This window comes from Rudaea sp. 3F27F6 (assembly GCF_005503555.1).
GTDB lineage: Bacteria > Pseudomonadota > Gammaproteobacteria > Xanthomonadales > Rhodanobacteraceae > Rudaea.
This window is the reverse complement of record NZ_SCNG01000001.1, coordinates 883,794-899,473: the sequence shown is the minus strand read 5'-3', so window position 1 is coordinate 899,473 and position 15,680 is coordinate 883,794. Positions and strand designations below refer to the sequence as shown.

Genomic DNA, 15,680 nt, shown 5'->3' with positions numbered 1-15,680 from the left:
CGAAAGGAGTTTAGTAATGAAAAGAACCAGTCTTACGACTGCCGTCATCGCCGGTATCGCTGGCGTGGCTGGCATTTCCAACATGGCGAGCGCCGTTTATCTGAACAGCGACGGCTTGGGCCAAGTTCTCATCTACCCGTACTACACCGTCAACAGCAACAACCAGACGCTCCTGTCGGTCGTCAATACGACGAACGCCGGCAAGGCTGTCAAGGTTCGCTTCCTCGAAGCGTACAACAGCCGTGAAGTACTCGACTTCAACCTCTACCTGTCGCCGCATGACGTGTGGACGGCTGCTGTCGTTCCGTCGGGCACGGGCGCTGGCGTGTTCAGCACCGACAACAGCTGCACGGTTCCGGCCCTGCAGAAGTCCGCTGGTGCGATTGCCGCTGGCAAGGGTCAGTTCTCGACGGCTGCGTTCGACGGCCGTGTTGCGCCGGTCGACGGTGGTCCGCGTGATCTGTCGCGTACGCTGGAAGGCTATATCGAGCTGATCGAAATGGCTACGGTCACCAACGACGAGAACAACTCGCTGTCGGCGATCACGCACAGCTCGGGCGTTCCGGCTAACTGCCCGCAGGTCGTCAAGGCGTGGTCGGGTGGCTACTGGACCCAGTCTGCTGGTGCCAACGATACGGGTAGCCCGACGGGCGGCCTGTTCGGCTCGGCCAGCATCATCAACGTTCCGATGGGCACGATCGAAGGCTACAATGCCGATGCGATCGACCAGTTCTATCTGGCGAACGGCATTCCGAAGCACACGGCGCCGGAGTCTCTGGCTCCGAGCTTGAACGACGGTACGTCGACGACGAGCTACGTGTTTGCTCCGAGCCCGACCAGTGCGGTTCCGTCGCTCGTGACCACGACCTACTCGCGTTCGGTTGACGCGGTCTCGTCGCTGTTCATGGCCGATGCGATCTACAACGAGTATTGGACCGGTGCGGGCACCAACGCTTCTTCCGAGTGGGTTATCACCTTCCCGACCAAGCGCTTCTACGTCGACCGTTACACCACCCCGACCGCTCCGCTGCCGCCGTTTGAAGTGGCGTTCAGCAGCGCTAACGGTGGTACTTCGTGCGCCTCGATCGGTATCGCTTACTACGATCGCGAAGAAGGTCAGCCGGGCGGCGACGTCGGCTTCTCGCCGGCGCCGGTGTACGGCAACTCGCTGTGCTATGAGGCTCAGGTCGTGACGTTCAACCAGGGCAGCGCGGGCAGCACCATCCTCGGCTCGCGTCTGACGGCGAACATCTCGACGGGCTACCCGAACGGTTGGGCGCAGATCGACCTGTATAACGGCAACGCTTCGCACATCCTGTCGAGCACGGGTTCGGGCAACCAGTACCGTGGTCTCCCGGTCACGGGCTTCTGGGTCGGCCAGCTCGTCAACGGCAACGTTGGTGGCGTGCTGTCGAACTACAGCGGTCTGTATCGCCACAAGCTGCATCGCATCTGCAGCAGCAGCGGCTCGTCGTGCTCCTAATAGAGTCGAGTTGCTGAGTAGTGTTACAAACAGAGGGAAGCACTGCTTCCCTCTGTTTTTTTGTAATCGCGGCATATGTCGCAGATTTAATAAAATGATAAGTGGTAGAAAAGCTCGGACAAATCCGCTAGGCATTTAACGTCCACTTTATTCATCAAGTGGTAAGGTCAGCTGGTTTGCCAACCAAACATGCCTGTACCTGCAAATTGGAGTACCCGTAATGAAAAAGCTAATTTTAGTCGCGCTCGCAGTATGCGCGGCACCCGCCTGCGCGCTGGCGCAAACTACAACCAGCATGACGTTCTCTGGCGGTGCGACCGTCTATGACTCCGCCGGAGCCTGTATCCATCAAGGTGCCACTGGCATTCAAGTAAGTGGTTCTACGATTACGCTTCAGGGCGTTACTGGTAATTCTGGTTGCGGCATCGGTCCGCAGCCGAATCCGCTTGCTGTTTCCGTGACCTTCCCTGCTGCGACTTACACGAGCGGAAGTCCGACGGTAAGCTGGAGCAGCACCCCAGCGACGACCTGTACCGTAACCCAGACCGGCCCCGCTACGCTTTCGCAGCAAACTTCCGGCACGACGGTGACCTTCGCTGCGCCGACCGTGAATGGAACGTACAATTTCTCGATCTCGTGCGCTTTGCCGGCTACTTATACGTCGATCACCTGGTCGCCCGGTAACTCGTCTAGCATGCAGGTCGGAGGTACCCCGCAAGGGCCGTGTGATCCTACGCAGAAGAGCGATTACCTGGGTTCGATTCAGTTAAGTCGCCAGTGTACTGGTCAGGTTCAGTTCCATGGTCCGCAGAGTTCGTATAGCCCTAAGGCGGACTATACGGGTAATCTGTGGGATCTCACGAACATCCTCAGTGGTGGTAGCAGTCGCAACTTCATGAGCCTGCTTTCGGGCGCGCCGATGATCATGACGGTGAACTCGGGCTCGTACGTTGCGTTGGCGATCACGCCGACCCAGTCGGGTGCTCTGAACTTTGCGGCCAACCCGAGCTACGGCGACGGCGGTATCATCTCGGTCAGCACGCGGCCGGGTGGTCTCGTTTTGGGCCAGCCGGGCGTCATCTGTAGCCAGGGCGCGGGCGGTAGCAACGGTATCTATATCAGCACCGATCCGGGCTCGCAGTGCCAGATCAATGTTGGTACTACGTACTACATCAATTTCGCCGATGCGGACTACACGGGCGTGCAGTACTGTTACAACTCGACCCCGGGTACCTGCACCACGTCAAAGATTTCCTACACGGAATACGTGAGCAGAAATCCTTGATCTTGCGGCAAATCGACCGGAATCGCCGATAGCCCGGAACAAGTTCTTTGTAAGAAATTGAACTGGGCTGCTTTTCGATGGTCAACAAGTCACGCAGAACCTGACTCTAGGTTCGGTGGGGCGCAAGATAGAATCAGGAGCGCCGGAGTTTTCCGGCGCTTCTTTTTTATGAGTTTCAATAGAGAGTGAAGACATGTTGAAGAGCGTAGTGATCGGTGGCCTCATGCTCTGTGTTTCGGCAGGGACGGCTTGGGCAGGTGATCTGGACAAATCCATAGTCACGCAGGGCGGCGCGTCAGTGACAATGGGCGATGTCGATGCCTTTATGCAGCGCATCCCGGAGGAGCGCAGGGCCGGCTTTTTTGCCAATCCGACGCGAGTCAACCAAATGCTGATCAGCATCCTGCGCAACAAGCAGCTAGCCCGCGAGGCCGCCGACATGAAGCTTGACCAGGCCCCCGAGGTTAAAGCCGAGGTCAATTTCTTGACGGATGACGTACTTGCTCGTGCGCGTGTGCGGTCGTTCGACGATTCGCTGAATGTGCCGTCAATGGCTGCCGCGGCCAAAGAGGAATACGCGGCGCACAAGAGCGAGTACGTCATACCTCCCGACGTAGAAGTCCAGCACGTGCTGATTTCTTTCAACGGTCGCAGCGAGGCCGACGCAAAAGCCTTGGCCGAAAAGGTACGTAGCGAAGCGCTTGCCAATCCGAAAGCGTTTGACGATCTCGTTGAGAAGTACTCCGACGATCCTTCGAAAACATCCAACAAGGGACATATTCCAGAAGCGGCTTCCGACAAGATGGTGGCTGCCTTTGCCGAAGCCGCGGGCAAGCTCAAGAAGCCGGGCGAAATCTCGCCGATCGTACAGACCAAATACGGCCTACATGTGCTCAGGCTGGTTACCAGCGTTCCTGGAAAGCCGATTCCCTATGACGAAGTGAAGGGTAAACTCGAAGCCAAACTCAAGGAAAATTACGTCAACGAGCAGCGCAAGAACTGGATGGCGAAATTCGATAGCGGCGCTCCGAAAGTGGATCCGCAAGTCATGGAGCTCCTGCATAACCGCTATGCGCCAAACGGAATGCCGTCGATCGAAGACGCTGTCAAGGGCAAGCCGAGCAACTGACTTTGGCAGTATCCGAATTGGCGGACGGCCGGAATGTCGAACACGGTAGTTCGTGGAATGCGCCGAAAGCACGCGGCCGGCGCGGGGCGCTGACGGCCATGCTTGCTCTCACCGCCCATTTCATCCGCCGCGAACTGCGTAACCGCTACCTCGGCAGCATCAGCGGCGGCCTGTGGGCGTTGCTACAGCCCCTGATCCAACTGGCGATCTACAGTTTCGTCTGGACTTATGTGTTCAAGATGCGCCTGCCGGGCGACGAAGGAAGTTCGCCCGCGGCAATCGTGCCATTCCTCGCGCTCGGAGTATGGCCGTGGAATGCGTTCAGCGAGGCGGTCATGCGTTCGGCCACGTCGATCCAGGACAACGCCGGATTGATTGGCAAGGTGGCGTTTCCGCGCGGGGTCCTCGTGTTCGCCGCGAGCAGCGCAAGTTTCTTGCTGCATGCCTTCGGTTTCGTCGTCGTGATAATCGTCATCGAGTTGCTCGGCATTCCCGTGCGGCTCGCGATGCTGCCGTTGGCGCTCGCGGTGTTTGCCATGTTGTTCATGCTTGCTTTGGGATTCGGCTATCTCTTCGCCGCAGTGCAGGTGTTCGTGCGTGATCTTTCCCAGGTGCTCGGCCAAGTGTTGCCGTTGATGATGTTCACGGCGCCGGTGCTGTATGCGCGCGAATTTCTGCCCGAGAGATTCCGCTCGTTGCTCGACTGGAACCCGTTCACGTTCTACCCGGAGTACCTGCGTGCCGAATTGCTCGGTATCGGCACGGTCGGTATCGGTGCTCAATTGATGGCACTCGCGCTTGCCATCGTGATGTGCGCGGTTGGCTATGCGGTATTTCGGCGCCTCAACCCTCGTTTCGAGGACTTCCTGTGAGCGCAGCGAACACCTCTGCAGTGTCGGCGGTCGACGGCAGTCTGCTCGCTGTCGCGCGCGATCTTGGCAAGTCCTATCCCAAGGTATTCCGCCCTCGCGATCGTCTGCGCGCTCTGGGCAAGCTGCTCGTCGGCATCGACAATATCGATTCGGTGCCGGTGCTGAGCGGAGTGAACCTGGAAGTCGTGCGCGGCGAATCGCTAGGTCTGATCGGCGAGAACGGTGCGGGCAAGTCGACCTTGCTGAAGCTGCTGACCGGGGTGTTGACGCCGACCAAGGGGAGCGTTGAAGTGCGCGGACGCGTCGGCGCGCTGCTCGAGCTCGGTGCAGGCTTCCACCCGGAATATACGGGGCGTGACAATATCTCGATGTCCGCTGCGTTATACGGCCTTGGCGCCGATGAGTTGCGCGAAAAGCTGCCGGAGATCATCGCCTTCGCCGACATCGGTCGATATATCGACGAACCCGTCAAACATTATTCCTCCGGCATGGTCGTGCGCCTCGGTTTCGCGATCGTCGCCGCGCTCCGGCCCGATTTGTTGATTACCGACGAAGTGCTTGCGGTCGGCGACGAATCGTTCCAGAAGAAGTGCGTGCGCTGGATGGAGGATTACCTCGCCGACGGCGGTACACTGATCCTCGTTTCGCACAGCATGTATCACATCCAGAAGCTTTGCCGGCACGCGCTATGGCTGCGGCAGGGCGAAGTGGCGGCGGCGGGCGATGTGTTCGACGTGACTCAGGCCTACCTCGCCTATCATGAGCGCAAGCTCGCCGGAACGCCCGATCGCGGTGCGATTGCCGCACAAGGTATCGAGTTCCATCTCGTTGGATTCGATGTCAACGGCGTCGATCAGGAAACCCCGGTCTTCCTCAATCAAGGCGATACGCTGCGTCTCAGAGCGCGCGTGCGCTCGCGCGACGGGCGCGTACCGACGGTGGCCTTCGGCATCACGCGTGCGGACGGCACCGCCGTGTACGGCGTCAGCAGCGAAATGGACGGTGTAGCGCCGTATCTCGACAGCGCGGATACCTTCGTCGGCGAGATCGTGTTCGACGATCTCGCTCTGTTGCCCGGCGCCTACACCATCAAAGCGCACCCGATGGATACCGAAGGCGTGCGTCTGTTCGACACACTTGAGCGTGGCATTGTCGTGCGCGGCAGCACACGTGAATTTGGCCTGGTGCGTTTGCATCACCGTTGGGGCGAGGCGAGCGAACGGCTACTGCGGCAAAATATGGCGGCTTCCGCGTCCTCCGATTCCCCATGACCACTCCGCAACCCGTTCCGACCTTGGATTTCACCGGCGAGCGCTTCACGCCCGAATGCGTGCGAGAGATCTGGTACGAGCATTGGGCGCGCTATGCCTTTGCGCTCGATCTCGCCAAGGGCAAGCGCGTGCTTGACGCCGCCTGTGGCGAGGGGTTCGGCAGTGCGGCGTTGGCTCGCGTGGCCCGTCAGGTGACGGGGCTGGATATTTCCGCCCAGGCGGTCGCGCATGCGCAGGCCCGCTACGGCGACGTGGCCAACTTGCGCTATGTGCAGGGTGACTGCACCCGTCTCGACCTGCCGCCGGCGAGCTTCGATCTCGCCATTTCGATCGAAACGCTCGAACATGTCGCGGCGCAGGAGGACATGGTTGCCGGATTCGCCCGCGTGCTTGCGGACGACGGCGTCTTTATCGTCTCCTCTCCGGACAAGCGCACCTACAGCGACATCACCGGTTTCCGTAACGAATTCCACGTGCGCGAGCTGTATCGCGAGGAATTGCTGGCTTTGCTGAAGGCGCATTTCCCCGAGGTGCGCTTGTTCGGACAGAAGCTGCTGTTTCAGTCGGCGATCTGGTCCTTGGACGAAGGTCCCTCTGCGGCGGCCGCCGCTGCCGCGACGACCGAGCAGGCCGCGGACGGCTCGACTTTGATAAAATCCGGCTTGCGCTACGACCCGCTGTATTTCATCGCTGTCTGTTCGCGCCGGCCGCTCGACGATCTGCCCCAGCTTGCGCTGTTCGGCGATCGAGAGGAGTCGGTGTACCAGCACTACAACCACGAAGTGCGCAAGAACATCGCCGCCGGCGGGCGCATCGTCGAACTCGAAACGCAGGTCGAGGAACTGCGCGCCGAGGTCGAACGACTGCGCGGCGGAGCAGCGCCGTAAGCCCAGGTCCGAACGCGCGGTTGTGCCGCGGCGGCATCTTCATCCTTCGAGCAATCTCTTGAGCTATCAATTCAACTACACCCTGCCGCCGCTGAATGCCGCGGCGCCCAAGGCCGACCCGAACGCGCCGACCTATGCCTCGGAAGACGGCATGGTTGCGTCGCTGTCGAGCCAGGAATGCATCTTCCAGATCCGCCGCACCGGCGAGCCTCACGTGATGACGTTCCAGGTGCTGCAGGCGATGGATCAATGCCGCGAGTTCCGCACGCTCGATGAGCATGTGGCGCGCATCCAGTCGACCCAGCCGGCGCTCGCGAACAAGCGCGAAGACGTGAGGCGTGTGCTCGAAAGCCTGGTGCAGCGCCAGTTGCTGATATCGGACGCGGGCTTCGTCGAGCGGCTCGGTTCGTCCGCCGCCATCGCGCAGGCACCGATGCGCGCCGTCTTCATCCGCGCCTGCGACCGGCCGCAGCAACTCGCCCATCTGCTGACTTCGCTCGCCGATTACGAGCGGCGGTTTCGTGCCGGTCGGCGCTATGTCCTGCTCGACGATTCGGTACTTCAGGCAAGCATCAACGAGCAACGCGATCTGCTGCGCGAGTTCGCGCGCACCACCGGATGCAAGGTGCACTACATCGGCAATGCCGAGCGCACCAAGATCGTCGACAAGCTCGTGCGCGAATTTCCTCAGGCGAAAGCGACGGTCCAAAGTCTGTTCATGCGCGACAAGAACGCCGGCACGCAACGTTTCGGCGGAGGTCGCGGCTGGAACATGGCCTTGCTGCTTTCGGCCGGATCGCGATTGGCGTTGCTTGACGACGACCTGCGTTTGAATCTCAAGCGGCCGCCGTTTGCGCAGCCGGGCCTCGATCCGAACCCGTCGGCGCCGATGGAAGCCGCGTTCCTGGCGAACATGGAGGAAGCGCTCGGCTACGGCGAAGATGTGGATGAGGATCCGTTCGCCATGCATCTCGACGCGTGCGGGCAGACGCTCGGCGCACTGACACGAACCTTGTATCCGCTGTCGCGCCAAGCTCTGCGCGGGCTGAATCTATCGCGGCTCGAACTCCTGTCCGCCCCTTCGCGCGTCGTTGCGACTCAAGTCGGCACCTACGGCAGCGCGCGCACCGAAAACGGGCTTTGGCTGTATCGACTCGAAGGCCGCAGCCGCGACGAATTCTGGCATGAGCGCGCGAGCTATTTGCGCAACGCCGAAGCACAGCACATCTGGTTCGGCGTCGCCCAGGCGCAGCCGAAGGAAGTCACCGGCTTCACGCCGTTCACGCTCGACAATAGCTTGCTGTTGCCGTGTACGAATCCGATCGGCCGCGGTGAGGACAGTCTGTGGAGCGCGTTGACGCGCTATGCGCACCCCGATGCGGTCGTGCTCGAACTACCCGACGCCATCGCGCATGTCCAGGAGAGCCAGCGCATCCGCTCGGACATCACACGCAAGGCCTTCGTCCCGCGGGTGAATCTATTCCTGCGCGACTACATCCAGCGTCAGTTCGGTTTGTACAAGGCCGCTGATGGCGGCCAGCGTCTCTCGTTCTTCGCCGAAGTGTTGCGTGATCTGGCTGGAGCGACTCCGGCCGAGCGCGTGGCACACCTCCGCGAATACTTGAGCTTTGCGCGTGCCGACCTTATCGATCGCCTTCAACATCAGATCGAAGCCGCGACCGAAGCGCCGATCTATTGGCAGGCCGACGCGCGCGCAATCGTCGAAAGCAACGCCAAGGCACTCCTCGCGAAAGCGCCGCCGCGCCTCGGCGACTGGCCTGAAGACATCGACGACTCGGGTTGTGCGAAAGCCTTAGTCACCGAGCTGAACGGCATGGCCGACGCCCTCGAGCACTGGCCGGCGCTGTGGCACCACGCGGCCGAGCAGGGCGAGAAGTTGCTCGGCGCACTCTGAGTCTTCTCTCGTGAGCGATACCGCCGAGCGATTGCCCGCGATGCCAGGCTTGACCAGCGTCGTCGTCGTGACGGCGAACAGCGGCGATGGCATCGGCGAGTGCATCGCCCGGGTTCTTGCGAGTGCGGTGCCGGTTGAGGTTCTCGTCGTCGACAACGCCTCACAGGATGGCAGCGTCGAGCACCTTGCCGCGCGTTTTGCGCAGACTCCTGCGCTGCGCATTCTTCGCAACGAGCGGAATCTCGGTTTCGGCACGGCCTGCAATCGCGGCGCGGCCGCGGCGAAAGGCGACACTATCCTGCTGCTCAATCCGGACTGTGCGATCGACGTGGACACGATTGCACGGCTGCGTGCCGTGCTCGCTTCCGATCCTGATATTGGGTTGCTCGGCGTCTTGCAGATCGATGCCGAGGGGCGTGTCGATCCCGCTTCGCGCCGACATGATCCCTTGCTTCGACGCGCCTTCGCGACGGCATCCGGGTTGACGCGTTTCGCCGCGCGCTGGCCGGCGTTCGCCGGCGTGGAAATGCCGGCGGATCGTAACGATGCCGTTGTCGAACAAATTGACGCCGTATCCGGCGCCTTGATGCTGTTGCCGCGCATCGTGTTCGACCGCGTCGGCGGGTTCGACGAAGGTTACTTCCTCCACTGCGAGGATCTGGATCTTTGCCGACGTGTACGCGACGCAGGCTATCGTGTTGCCTGTGTGAACGACTTGCGCGTCGTGCACGGCAAGGGCGGTTCGAGCCGGCGCCGTCCCGTCTTCGTTGCTTGGCACAAGCGTCGCGGCATGTGGCGCTGGTTCACCAAGTTCGATCCCGCGGCACACAATCCTTTGCTGCGCGTCCTGGTCTGGTGCGGAATATGGATGGCGTTCGCAGCCAGCGTGCCGCTACTGCTGTTGCGCCGCGCGCGCTCGACGTAGCAGGTCCAGATTCTGTTGCAGTCCGGCATGGCCGGGCAATTTGTTCGCGGCCTGCGTCAGTAGCTGTTCCGCGCGATCGAGTCTTCCCGCACGCAGATTCGCCATGCCGCCGAGATTGAGCGCGTTGATGTCGCTGGGGCGCAGGTACAGGACCTGGTCGAAGCACATGGACGCGGCGACGTGATCGCCGCCTTCCAGATATTGGCGTGCGGTGAAGAACACGGCATCGGCGTCCGTCAGCCAGCGCAGGAAGGGCTCGGCCCACTTGCTGCGAATCTTCTCTATGCTCTTCGATCGCAGCGAGGCGTCGTCGTTGACACCGAATCCGCAGCCCGAATCGCCGGCCTGCGCATGCCAGACGCTGGTCGCCTCGTCGACATAGCGGAATTCGGTCCGCGTCGCGCAGGCGACTTGAAAGTCGTGGTCTTCGTGCACGGCGAAATCCGGATCGAAACGCACGCCGTCGTCGACGAGACTGCGGTGAAACAAGGTCGCGCAGGTCGTCGCGCGGCTGTGGAAATACAACTGCACGTGATTGCCGGCATGGCTGATATGGCCGAGCAGGCGGCCTTGCGCATCGAGCACGCGCGTGCGCGCATAGACCACAAGTTCACCGCGCGAACGCGATGTGCCGAGCAGCGTCGCCACATGTTGCGGCAGCAACTCGTCGTCGTCATCGAGAAAATTGAGCCATTCGCCGCGAGCCTCGTCGAGAGCCAAGTTGGCCGCCTCGGGGCGCGGTAGTCTGCGGTCGGGCTGCGGATAAACCAGACGCAAGGGGCGGCCCTTCCAACTCGTGGGTAACGAGCGGTGCACACTGCCGCAGGCCGCGACGACGACGATTTCAATATTGGACCAGGTCTGCGCCGCTGCCGAGTCGAGGGCGCGCGCAAATGTAGGGCGATCCATACTGCGGATCAGGATCGAGACGAGCGGTCTTGCTGAAGCGGAATCGCTCATTGGGAAACCGCAGCGACTGACGGTCGCTTATCGAATGCCGCGTTCGCGGGCGAGGGCATGCCGGTGTCCGTTGATCTCCGCGCGCAACGCGAGCGCGGCTTCGCGTGCCGCTCCGGCGAAGTTCTCGTCATTGCCGGCATAGAGAATCGCGCGTGACGAACTGATGATCAAACCTTCGCCGCTGCGCGTTGCGCCATTGCGCACGACGGCTTCGACGTCGCCGCCCTGGGCGCCGACGCCGGGGACGAGCAGAGGCATGTCGCCGACGAGGGCGCGCACCTGAGCGAGCTGCTCCGGCCAGGTTGCGCCGACGACGAGAGCGCAATTGCCGTTCGCATTCCACTCATTCGCGATCGTGGCGGCGACGTGCTGATACAGCGGAAGTTCCGCGCCCGCGGCGCCGCGTACGGTCAGTTCCTGCAGGTCCGTCGAGCCCGGGTTCGAGGTATGGCAGAGCAGGATCACGCCTTTGTCCGCACGCTCGAGAAACGGCTGTACCGAATCGCGTCCAAGATAGGGATTGAGCGTGACTGCGTCGGCGCGATAGCGCTCGAACGCCTCGGTTGCATAATGCTGCGCGGTCGAGCCAATGTCGCCGCGCTTGGCGTCGAGAATCACCGGAACGCCGGGATGCTGCGCGTGGATATGTGCGATCAGCCGTTCGAGCGCATCTTCTGCGCGACGCGCGGCGAAGTGAGCGATCTGCGGTTTGAATGTGCAGACGAGATCGGCGGTTGCGTCGACGATCTCGCGGCAAAACGCGAAGATCGCGTCCGGCGCGCCGTGCAGGTGCGCCGGAAACTTGGCCGGCTCCGGATCGAGGCCGACGCAGACGAGCGAATCGTTCGCCCGCGCCGCCTGCGTCAATGCCGCGATGAAGCTCATGCCGGATCGCGCCTCAGACCAGCTTGCGGTACTTGATGCGGTGAGGCTTCGCCGCTTCCTCGCCGAGGCGCGCCTTTTTGTCCGCCTCGTACTCGCGGTAGTTGCCGGAGAAGAACTCGACGTGCGAGTCGCCCTCGAACGCGAGGATGTGCGTGGCGATGCGGTCGAGAAACCAGCGGTCGTGCGAGATCACGAAGGCGTTGCCGGGAAATTCCAGCAGCGCGTCTTCGAGCGCACGCAGGGTTTCGATGTCGAGGTCGTTGGACGGCTCGTCGAGCAACAGCACGTTGCCGCCCTGTAGCAGCGTTTTCGCCAGATGCAGACGGCCGCGTTCGCCGCCGGAGAGCTGGCCGACAATCTTCTGCTGGTCGGGGCCCTTGAAGTTGAAGCGGCCGATATAGGCGCGCGACTGGATTTCGATGCCGTTGATGTTGAGGATGTCCGAGCCGCCCGAGACTTCCTGAAAGACGTTGTGCTTGCCGTCGAGCTTGTCACGGCTCTGGTCGACGTAGGCGATCTTCACCGTCTGACCTTCGACGATCTCGCCCTTGTCGGGCTTTTCCTGGCCGGTGATCATTTTGAACAGTGTCGATTTGCCGGCGCCGTTGGGGCCGATGATGCCGACGATCGCGCCGGGCGGCACCTTGAAGCTCAAATCATCGATCAACAGGCGATCGCCGAAGGACTTGGAGACGCCCTTGAACTCGATGACGTTGTCGCCGAGCCGCTCGCCGGGCGGGATGAAGATCTCGTTGGTTTCGTTGCGCTTCTGGTAGTCGACCGATTGCAGCTCGTCGATGCGCGACAAACGCGCCTTGCCCTTGCTGCGGCCGCCTTTGGCGTTCTGGCGTGCCCATTCGAGTTCGCGCTGGATCGCCTTTTGCCGAGCTTTTTCGCTGGAGGCTTCCTGCTTCAGGCGCTCATCCTTCTGTTCCAGCCACGAGGAATAGTTGCCCTTCCACGGAATGCCGCGGCCGCGGTCGAGTTCGAGAATCCACTCGGCGGCGTTGTCGAGGAAGTAGCGATCGTGGGTGACCGCGACGACCGTGCCCGGGAATTTCTGCAGGAACTGCTCCAGCCACTCAACCGATTCGGCGTCTAGATGGTTGGTTGGTTCGTCGAGCAGCAGCATGTCGGGCTTCGACAGCAGCAGGCGGCACAGCGCGACGCGGCGCTTCTCGCCGCCCGACAGCGTCTTGATCTTCGTGTCCCACTGCGGCAGACGCAGCGCGTCGGCGGCGACTTCGAGCGTGCGTTCAAGCGTATGGCCGTCGGCCGCGGCGAGAATCGCTTCGAGGCGCTGCTGCTCCGCTGCGAGCTTGTCGAAGTCGGCGCCTTCCTCGGCATACGCGGCATAGACCTCATCGAGGCGCTTTTGCGCATCCGTCACTTCGGACAGGCCTTCCTCGACCGATTCGCGCACCGTCTTCTCGGGGTCGAGCTGCGGTTCCTGCGCCAGATAGCCGATCTTGATGCCCGGCTGCGGCCGCGCCTCGCCGTTGTACTCGGTGTCGACGCCCGCCATGATGCGCAGCACGGTCGATTTGCCCGCGCCGTTCAGGCCGAGCAGGCCGATCTTGGCGCCGGGGAAAAACGAAAGCGAAATGTCCTTGATGATCTCGCGCTTCGGCGGCACGACCTTGGACACACCGATCATGGTGTAGATGTACTGCATTGCTGACTCCGTGGGTGGCGACGGCGAGAGAAGGCCGCTCGCAAAGGCCGCGAATTATCGCCGATAGCCCCCTTTCTTGCCATGTTTTTTGCCCGTTCCGTCGCAAACGCAACGCGTTGGCGCACGACCATCCTCAAGCCGGATCGAGGCGACGGAGAGAGCGGGCGAATGGGGCAGGTAACGGCGACATCGTGGCGCGCGTTCCTGCGCGCGCAAGACTGGAGATTGGCAGTCTGGTGCCGAAGGCGAGGCGCTTATGCCATCGCCGTGCACGAGTTCTTCTGGTTCGGAATCAAGCAGGCCTGGGCCTGTCTTTTCGGCGGCATCATGCTCGCGCTGCTCGTCGTCACCTGGCGCTGGTATCCACGCGACATGCTGCTGGCGCGCTACGACTTCCTCACTCTCGCCGCGCTGGCCGTGCAGTCGTGCCTAATTCTGGCGCGGCTCGAAACGCGGGAAGAGGCCGCCGCGATCTTCGTGTTCCACCTGGTCGGCACGCTCATGGAGCTGTTCAAGACCGCGGTCGGTTCCTGGATCTATCCCGAGCCCTCGCTGTTGCGCCTCGGCGGCGTGCCGCTCTTCACCGGCTTCATGTACGCCGCGGTCGGCAGTTATATCGCGCGTGCCTGGAGGCTGTTCGATTTCCGCTTTTCCCGACATCCGCCGTTCGCCGCATGCGCAGTGCTGGCGCTGTCGATCTACCTGAATTTCTTCAGCCATCATTATCTGCCGGATCTGCGTCTGCCGTTGTTCGTCGGCATCGCCGTTCTGTTCGGACGCACCTGGATTCACTATCGGATTCGTCGCGTTTATCGGCGCATGCCGCTGCTGTTGGGGTTTTTCCTCGTCGCCTTGTTCATCTGGCTGGCGGAAAACGTCGGTACGTTCGCTCACGCCTGGCAGTACCCGAGCCAGCGCGGCGCCTGGCAGCCGGTGCCGATCGGCAAGCTCGGTGCCTGGCTGCTGCTGATGATCATCAGCTACGTACTCGTGGCGGCCCTGCATCGGCGCAGACTCCACGAACGGTACTGCTAGTGGCTGGAACGGGGGCGTGGCGCTACACTTTCCAGTCCCGCTGCCGCTGCCCCACGAGAATCGAATGTTCGCAAAAACGTGCACGATCGCCGGTTACGACGATGAACTCGCCAAAGCCATCGGCGATGAGGCTCAGCGCCAGGAAGATCACGTCGAGCTGATCGCGTCGGAAAATTACGCCAGTCCGCGCGTGCTCGAGGCGCAGGGTTCGGTGCTGACCAACAAGTACGCCGAAGGCTATCCGGGCAAGCGCTACTACGGCGGCTGCGAATACGTCGACATTGCCGAAAAACTCGCGATCGAGCGCGTCAAGCAATTGTTCGGCGCCGACTACGCCAACGTGCAGCCGCATTCGGGCTCGCAGGCGAACCAGGCCGTGTATTTCGCCTTGCTCAATCCGGGCGACACGATCCTCGGCATGTCGCTCGCGCACGGCGGCCATCTCACCCACGGCGCCAAGGTGAACTTGTCCGGCAAGGTGCTCAATGCCGTGCAGTACGGCGTCAACGACAAGGGTTTGGTCGATTACGACGAAGTCGAAAAGCTCGCTCTCGAACACAAGCCGAAGATGGTCGTCGCCGGTTTCTCGGCCTACTCGCAGGTGATGGACTGGGCGCGCTTCCGCGCCATTGCCGACAAGATCGGCGCGTATCTGTTCGTCGATATGGCGCATATCGCCGGCCTCGTCGCCGCGGGCGTGTATCCGAGTCCGCTGCCGCACGCGCACGTGGTCACCTCGACCACGCACAAGACCCTGCGCGGGCCGCGTGGGGGCATCATCGTCGCCAAGGGCGCGGGCGAGGAGATCGAGAAGAAATTGCAGTCGATCGTTTTCCCGGGCATCCAGGGCGGCCCGCTTATGCACGTGATCGCGGCCAAGGCGGTCGCGTTCAAGGAAGCGCTCGAGCCCGAGTTCAAAACCTATCAGCAGCAGGTCGTGAAGAACGCACAGGCGATGGCAAAAACCTTTGTCTCACGCGGCTACAAGATCGTCTCCGGCGGCACCGAGAACCATCTGATGCTCGTCGACCTGATCGGCCGCAGCGTCACCGGCAAAGACGCCGAGGCTGCACTCGGCAAGGCGCATATCACGGTCAACAAGAACGCCGTGCCGAACGATCCGCAAAAGCCCTTCGTGACCTCGGGCTTGCGCATCGGCACGCCGGCGGTGACGACGCGTGGCTACAAGGAGCCCGAATGCGTGGCGCTCGCGAACTGGATCTGCGACGTGCTCGACGCGCCGAGCGACGAGCGCGTGATCGCCGGCGTGCGCGAGAACGTCGAGAAGCAGTGCAGGGCATTTCCGGTATATGGCTAAGAGCGGGAATTCGATTTTTGTGACTCGTGATTCGCAAGAG

The 15,680-nt window shown here is 61.9% G+C and carries 13 protein-coding genes; 10 read left to right on the top strand and 3 right to left on the bottom strand.

Annotation, left to right across the window (positions count from 1 at the left end; genetic code table 11):
• Positions 1 to 16: 16 nt before the first annotated feature.
• The 8 genes from FFS30_RS03805 to FFS30_RS03770 all read left to right on the top strand — a co-directional run bounded on the left by FFS30_RS03805 (position 17) and on the right by FFS30_RS03770 (position 9,767).
• A complete protein-coding gene (locus tag FFS30_RS03805; RefSeq protein WP_137911768.1) occupies positions 17 to 1,483 on the top strand; it encodes a hypothetical protein in 1,467 nt (488 codons plus the stop codon).
• Positions 1,484 to 2,378: 895 nt separating this feature from the next.
• Entirely contained in the window at positions 2,379 to 2,768 is a 390-nt protein-coding gene (locus FFS30_RS03800; RefSeq protein ID WP_137911767.1) for a hypothetical protein, read from the top strand.
• A gap of 193 nt (positions 2,769 to 2,961) precedes the next feature.
• Positions 2,962 to 3,897, top strand: coding sequence for a peptidylprolyl isomerase (locus tag FFS30_RS03795; protein ID WP_137911766.1), 936 nt, complete (start codon positions 2,962 to 2,964; stop codon positions 3,895 to 3,897).
• A gap of 98 nt (positions 3,898 to 3,995) precedes the next feature.
• On the top strand, positions 3,996 to 4,769 hold the full coding sequence (locus FFS30_RS03790; protein WP_137911765.1) for an ABC transporter permease: 774 nt from the start codon (positions 3,996 to 3,998) through the stop codon (positions 4,767 to 4,769).
• Positions 4,766 to 6,040 carry an ABC transporter ATP-binding protein gene (locus tag FFS30_RS03785; RefSeq protein ID WP_171014396.1) on the top strand — a complete coding sequence of 425 codons (1,275 nt, stop codon included), beginning with the start codon at positions 4,766 to 4,768 and terminating at the stop codon, positions 6,038 to 6,040. The genes FFS30_RS03790 and FFS30_RS03785 overlap by 4 nt, the downstream gene beginning before the upstream one ends.
• Complete coding sequence (locus FFS30_RS03780) at positions 6,037 to 6,927, top strand: class I SAM-dependent methyltransferase (RefSeq protein WP_137911764.1); 891 nt, start codon at positions 6,037 to 6,039, stop codon at positions 6,925 to 6,927. The genes FFS30_RS03785 and FFS30_RS03780 overlap by 4 nt, the downstream gene beginning before the upstream one ends.
• 58 nt (positions 6,928 to 6,985) lie before the next feature.
• Complete coding sequence (locus FFS30_RS03775; RefSeq protein WP_137911763.1) at positions 6,986 to 8,842, top strand: hypothetical protein; 1,857 nt, start codon at positions 6,986 to 6,988, stop codon at positions 8,840 to 8,842.
• Positions 8,843 to 8,852: 10 nt separating this feature from the next.
• On the top strand, positions 8,853 to 9,767 hold the full coding sequence (locus tag FFS30_RS03770; RefSeq protein ID WP_249352151.1) for a glycosyltransferase family 2 protein: 915 nt from the start codon (positions 8,853 to 8,855) through the stop codon (positions 9,765 to 9,767).
• Here the strand turns inward: FFS30_RS03770 and FFS30_RS03765 are convergent.
• From FFS30_RS03765 to ettA, 3 genes are all read right to left on the bottom strand, one after another.
• Positions 9,735 to 10,676, bottom strand: coding sequence for a glycosyltransferase (locus tag FFS30_RS03765; protein WP_171014395.1), 942 nt, complete (start codon positions 10,674 to 10,676; stop codon positions 9,735 to 9,737). The genes FFS30_RS03770 and FFS30_RS03765 overlap by 33 nt on opposite strands.
• A 78-nt stretch (positions 10,677 to 10,754) precedes the next feature.
• On the bottom strand, positions 10,755 to 11,612 hold the full coding sequence (gene pyrF / locus FFS30_RS03760; RefSeq protein ID WP_137911761.1) for an orotidine-5'-phosphate decarboxylase: 858 nt from the start codon (positions 11,610 to 11,612) through the stop codon (positions 10,755 to 10,757).
• Positions 11,613 to 11,625: 13 nt separating this feature from the next.
• Positions 11,626 to 13,287: an energy-dependent translational throttle protein EttA gene (ettA, locus tag FFS30_RS03755; RefSeq protein WP_137911760.1), complete on the bottom strand. Its 1,662-nt coding sequence runs from the start codon at positions 13,285 to 13,287 to the stop codon at positions 11,626 to 11,628.
• Between the two features lie 267 nt (positions 13,288 to 13,554).
• Between ettA and FFS30_RS03750 the strand changes: the two genes are divergently transcribed.
• A complete protein-coding gene (locus FFS30_RS03750; protein ID WP_249352149.1) occupies positions 13,555 to 14,322 on the top strand; it encodes a DUF817 domain-containing protein in 768 nt (255 codons plus the stop codon).
• A gap of 64 nt (positions 14,323 to 14,386) precedes the next feature.
• Positions 14,387 to 15,640, top strand: coding sequence for a serine hydroxymethyltransferase (glyA, locus tag FFS30_RS03745; RefSeq protein ID WP_137911758.1), 1,254 nt, complete (start codon positions 14,387 to 14,389; stop codon positions 15,638 to 15,640).
• Positions 15,641 to 15,680 lie beyond the last annotated feature (40 nt).

Coding starts and splice junctions, on each gene's coding strand:
- FFS30_RS03780 (WP_137911764.1), top strand. CDS start 6,037: ATGACCACTCCGCAACCCGTTCCGACCTTGGATTTCACCGGCGAGCGC.
- glyA (WP_137911758.1), top strand. CDS start 14,387: ATGTTCGCAAAAACGTGCACGATCGCCGGTTACGACGATGAACTCGCC.
- FFS30_RS03805 (WP_137911768.1), top strand. CDS start 17: ATGAAAAGAACCAGTCTTACGACTGCCGTCATCGCCGGTATCGCTGGC.
- FFS30_RS03765 (WP_171014395.1), bottom strand. CDS start 10,676: ATGGATCGCCCTACATTTGCGCGCGCCCTCGACTCGGCAGCGGCGCAG.
- FFS30_RS03800 (WP_137911767.1), top strand. CDS start 2,379: ATGAGCCTGCTTTCGGGCGCGCCGATGATCATGACGGTGAACTCGGGC.
- FFS30_RS03790 (WP_137911765.1), top strand. CDS start 3,996: ATGCTTGCTCTCACCGCCCATTTCATCCGCCGCGAACTGCGTAACCGC.
- pyrF (WP_137911761.1), bottom strand. CDS start 11,612: ATGAGCTTCATCGCGGCATTGACGCAGGCGGCGCGGGCGAACGATTCG.
- ettA (WP_137911760.1), bottom strand. CDS start 13,287: ATGCAGTACATCTACACCATGATCGGTGTGTCCAAGGTCGTGCCGCCG.
- FFS30_RS03795 (WP_137911766.1), top strand. CDS start 2,962: ATGTTGAAGAGCGTAGTGATCGGTGGCCTCATGCTCTGTGTTTCGGCA.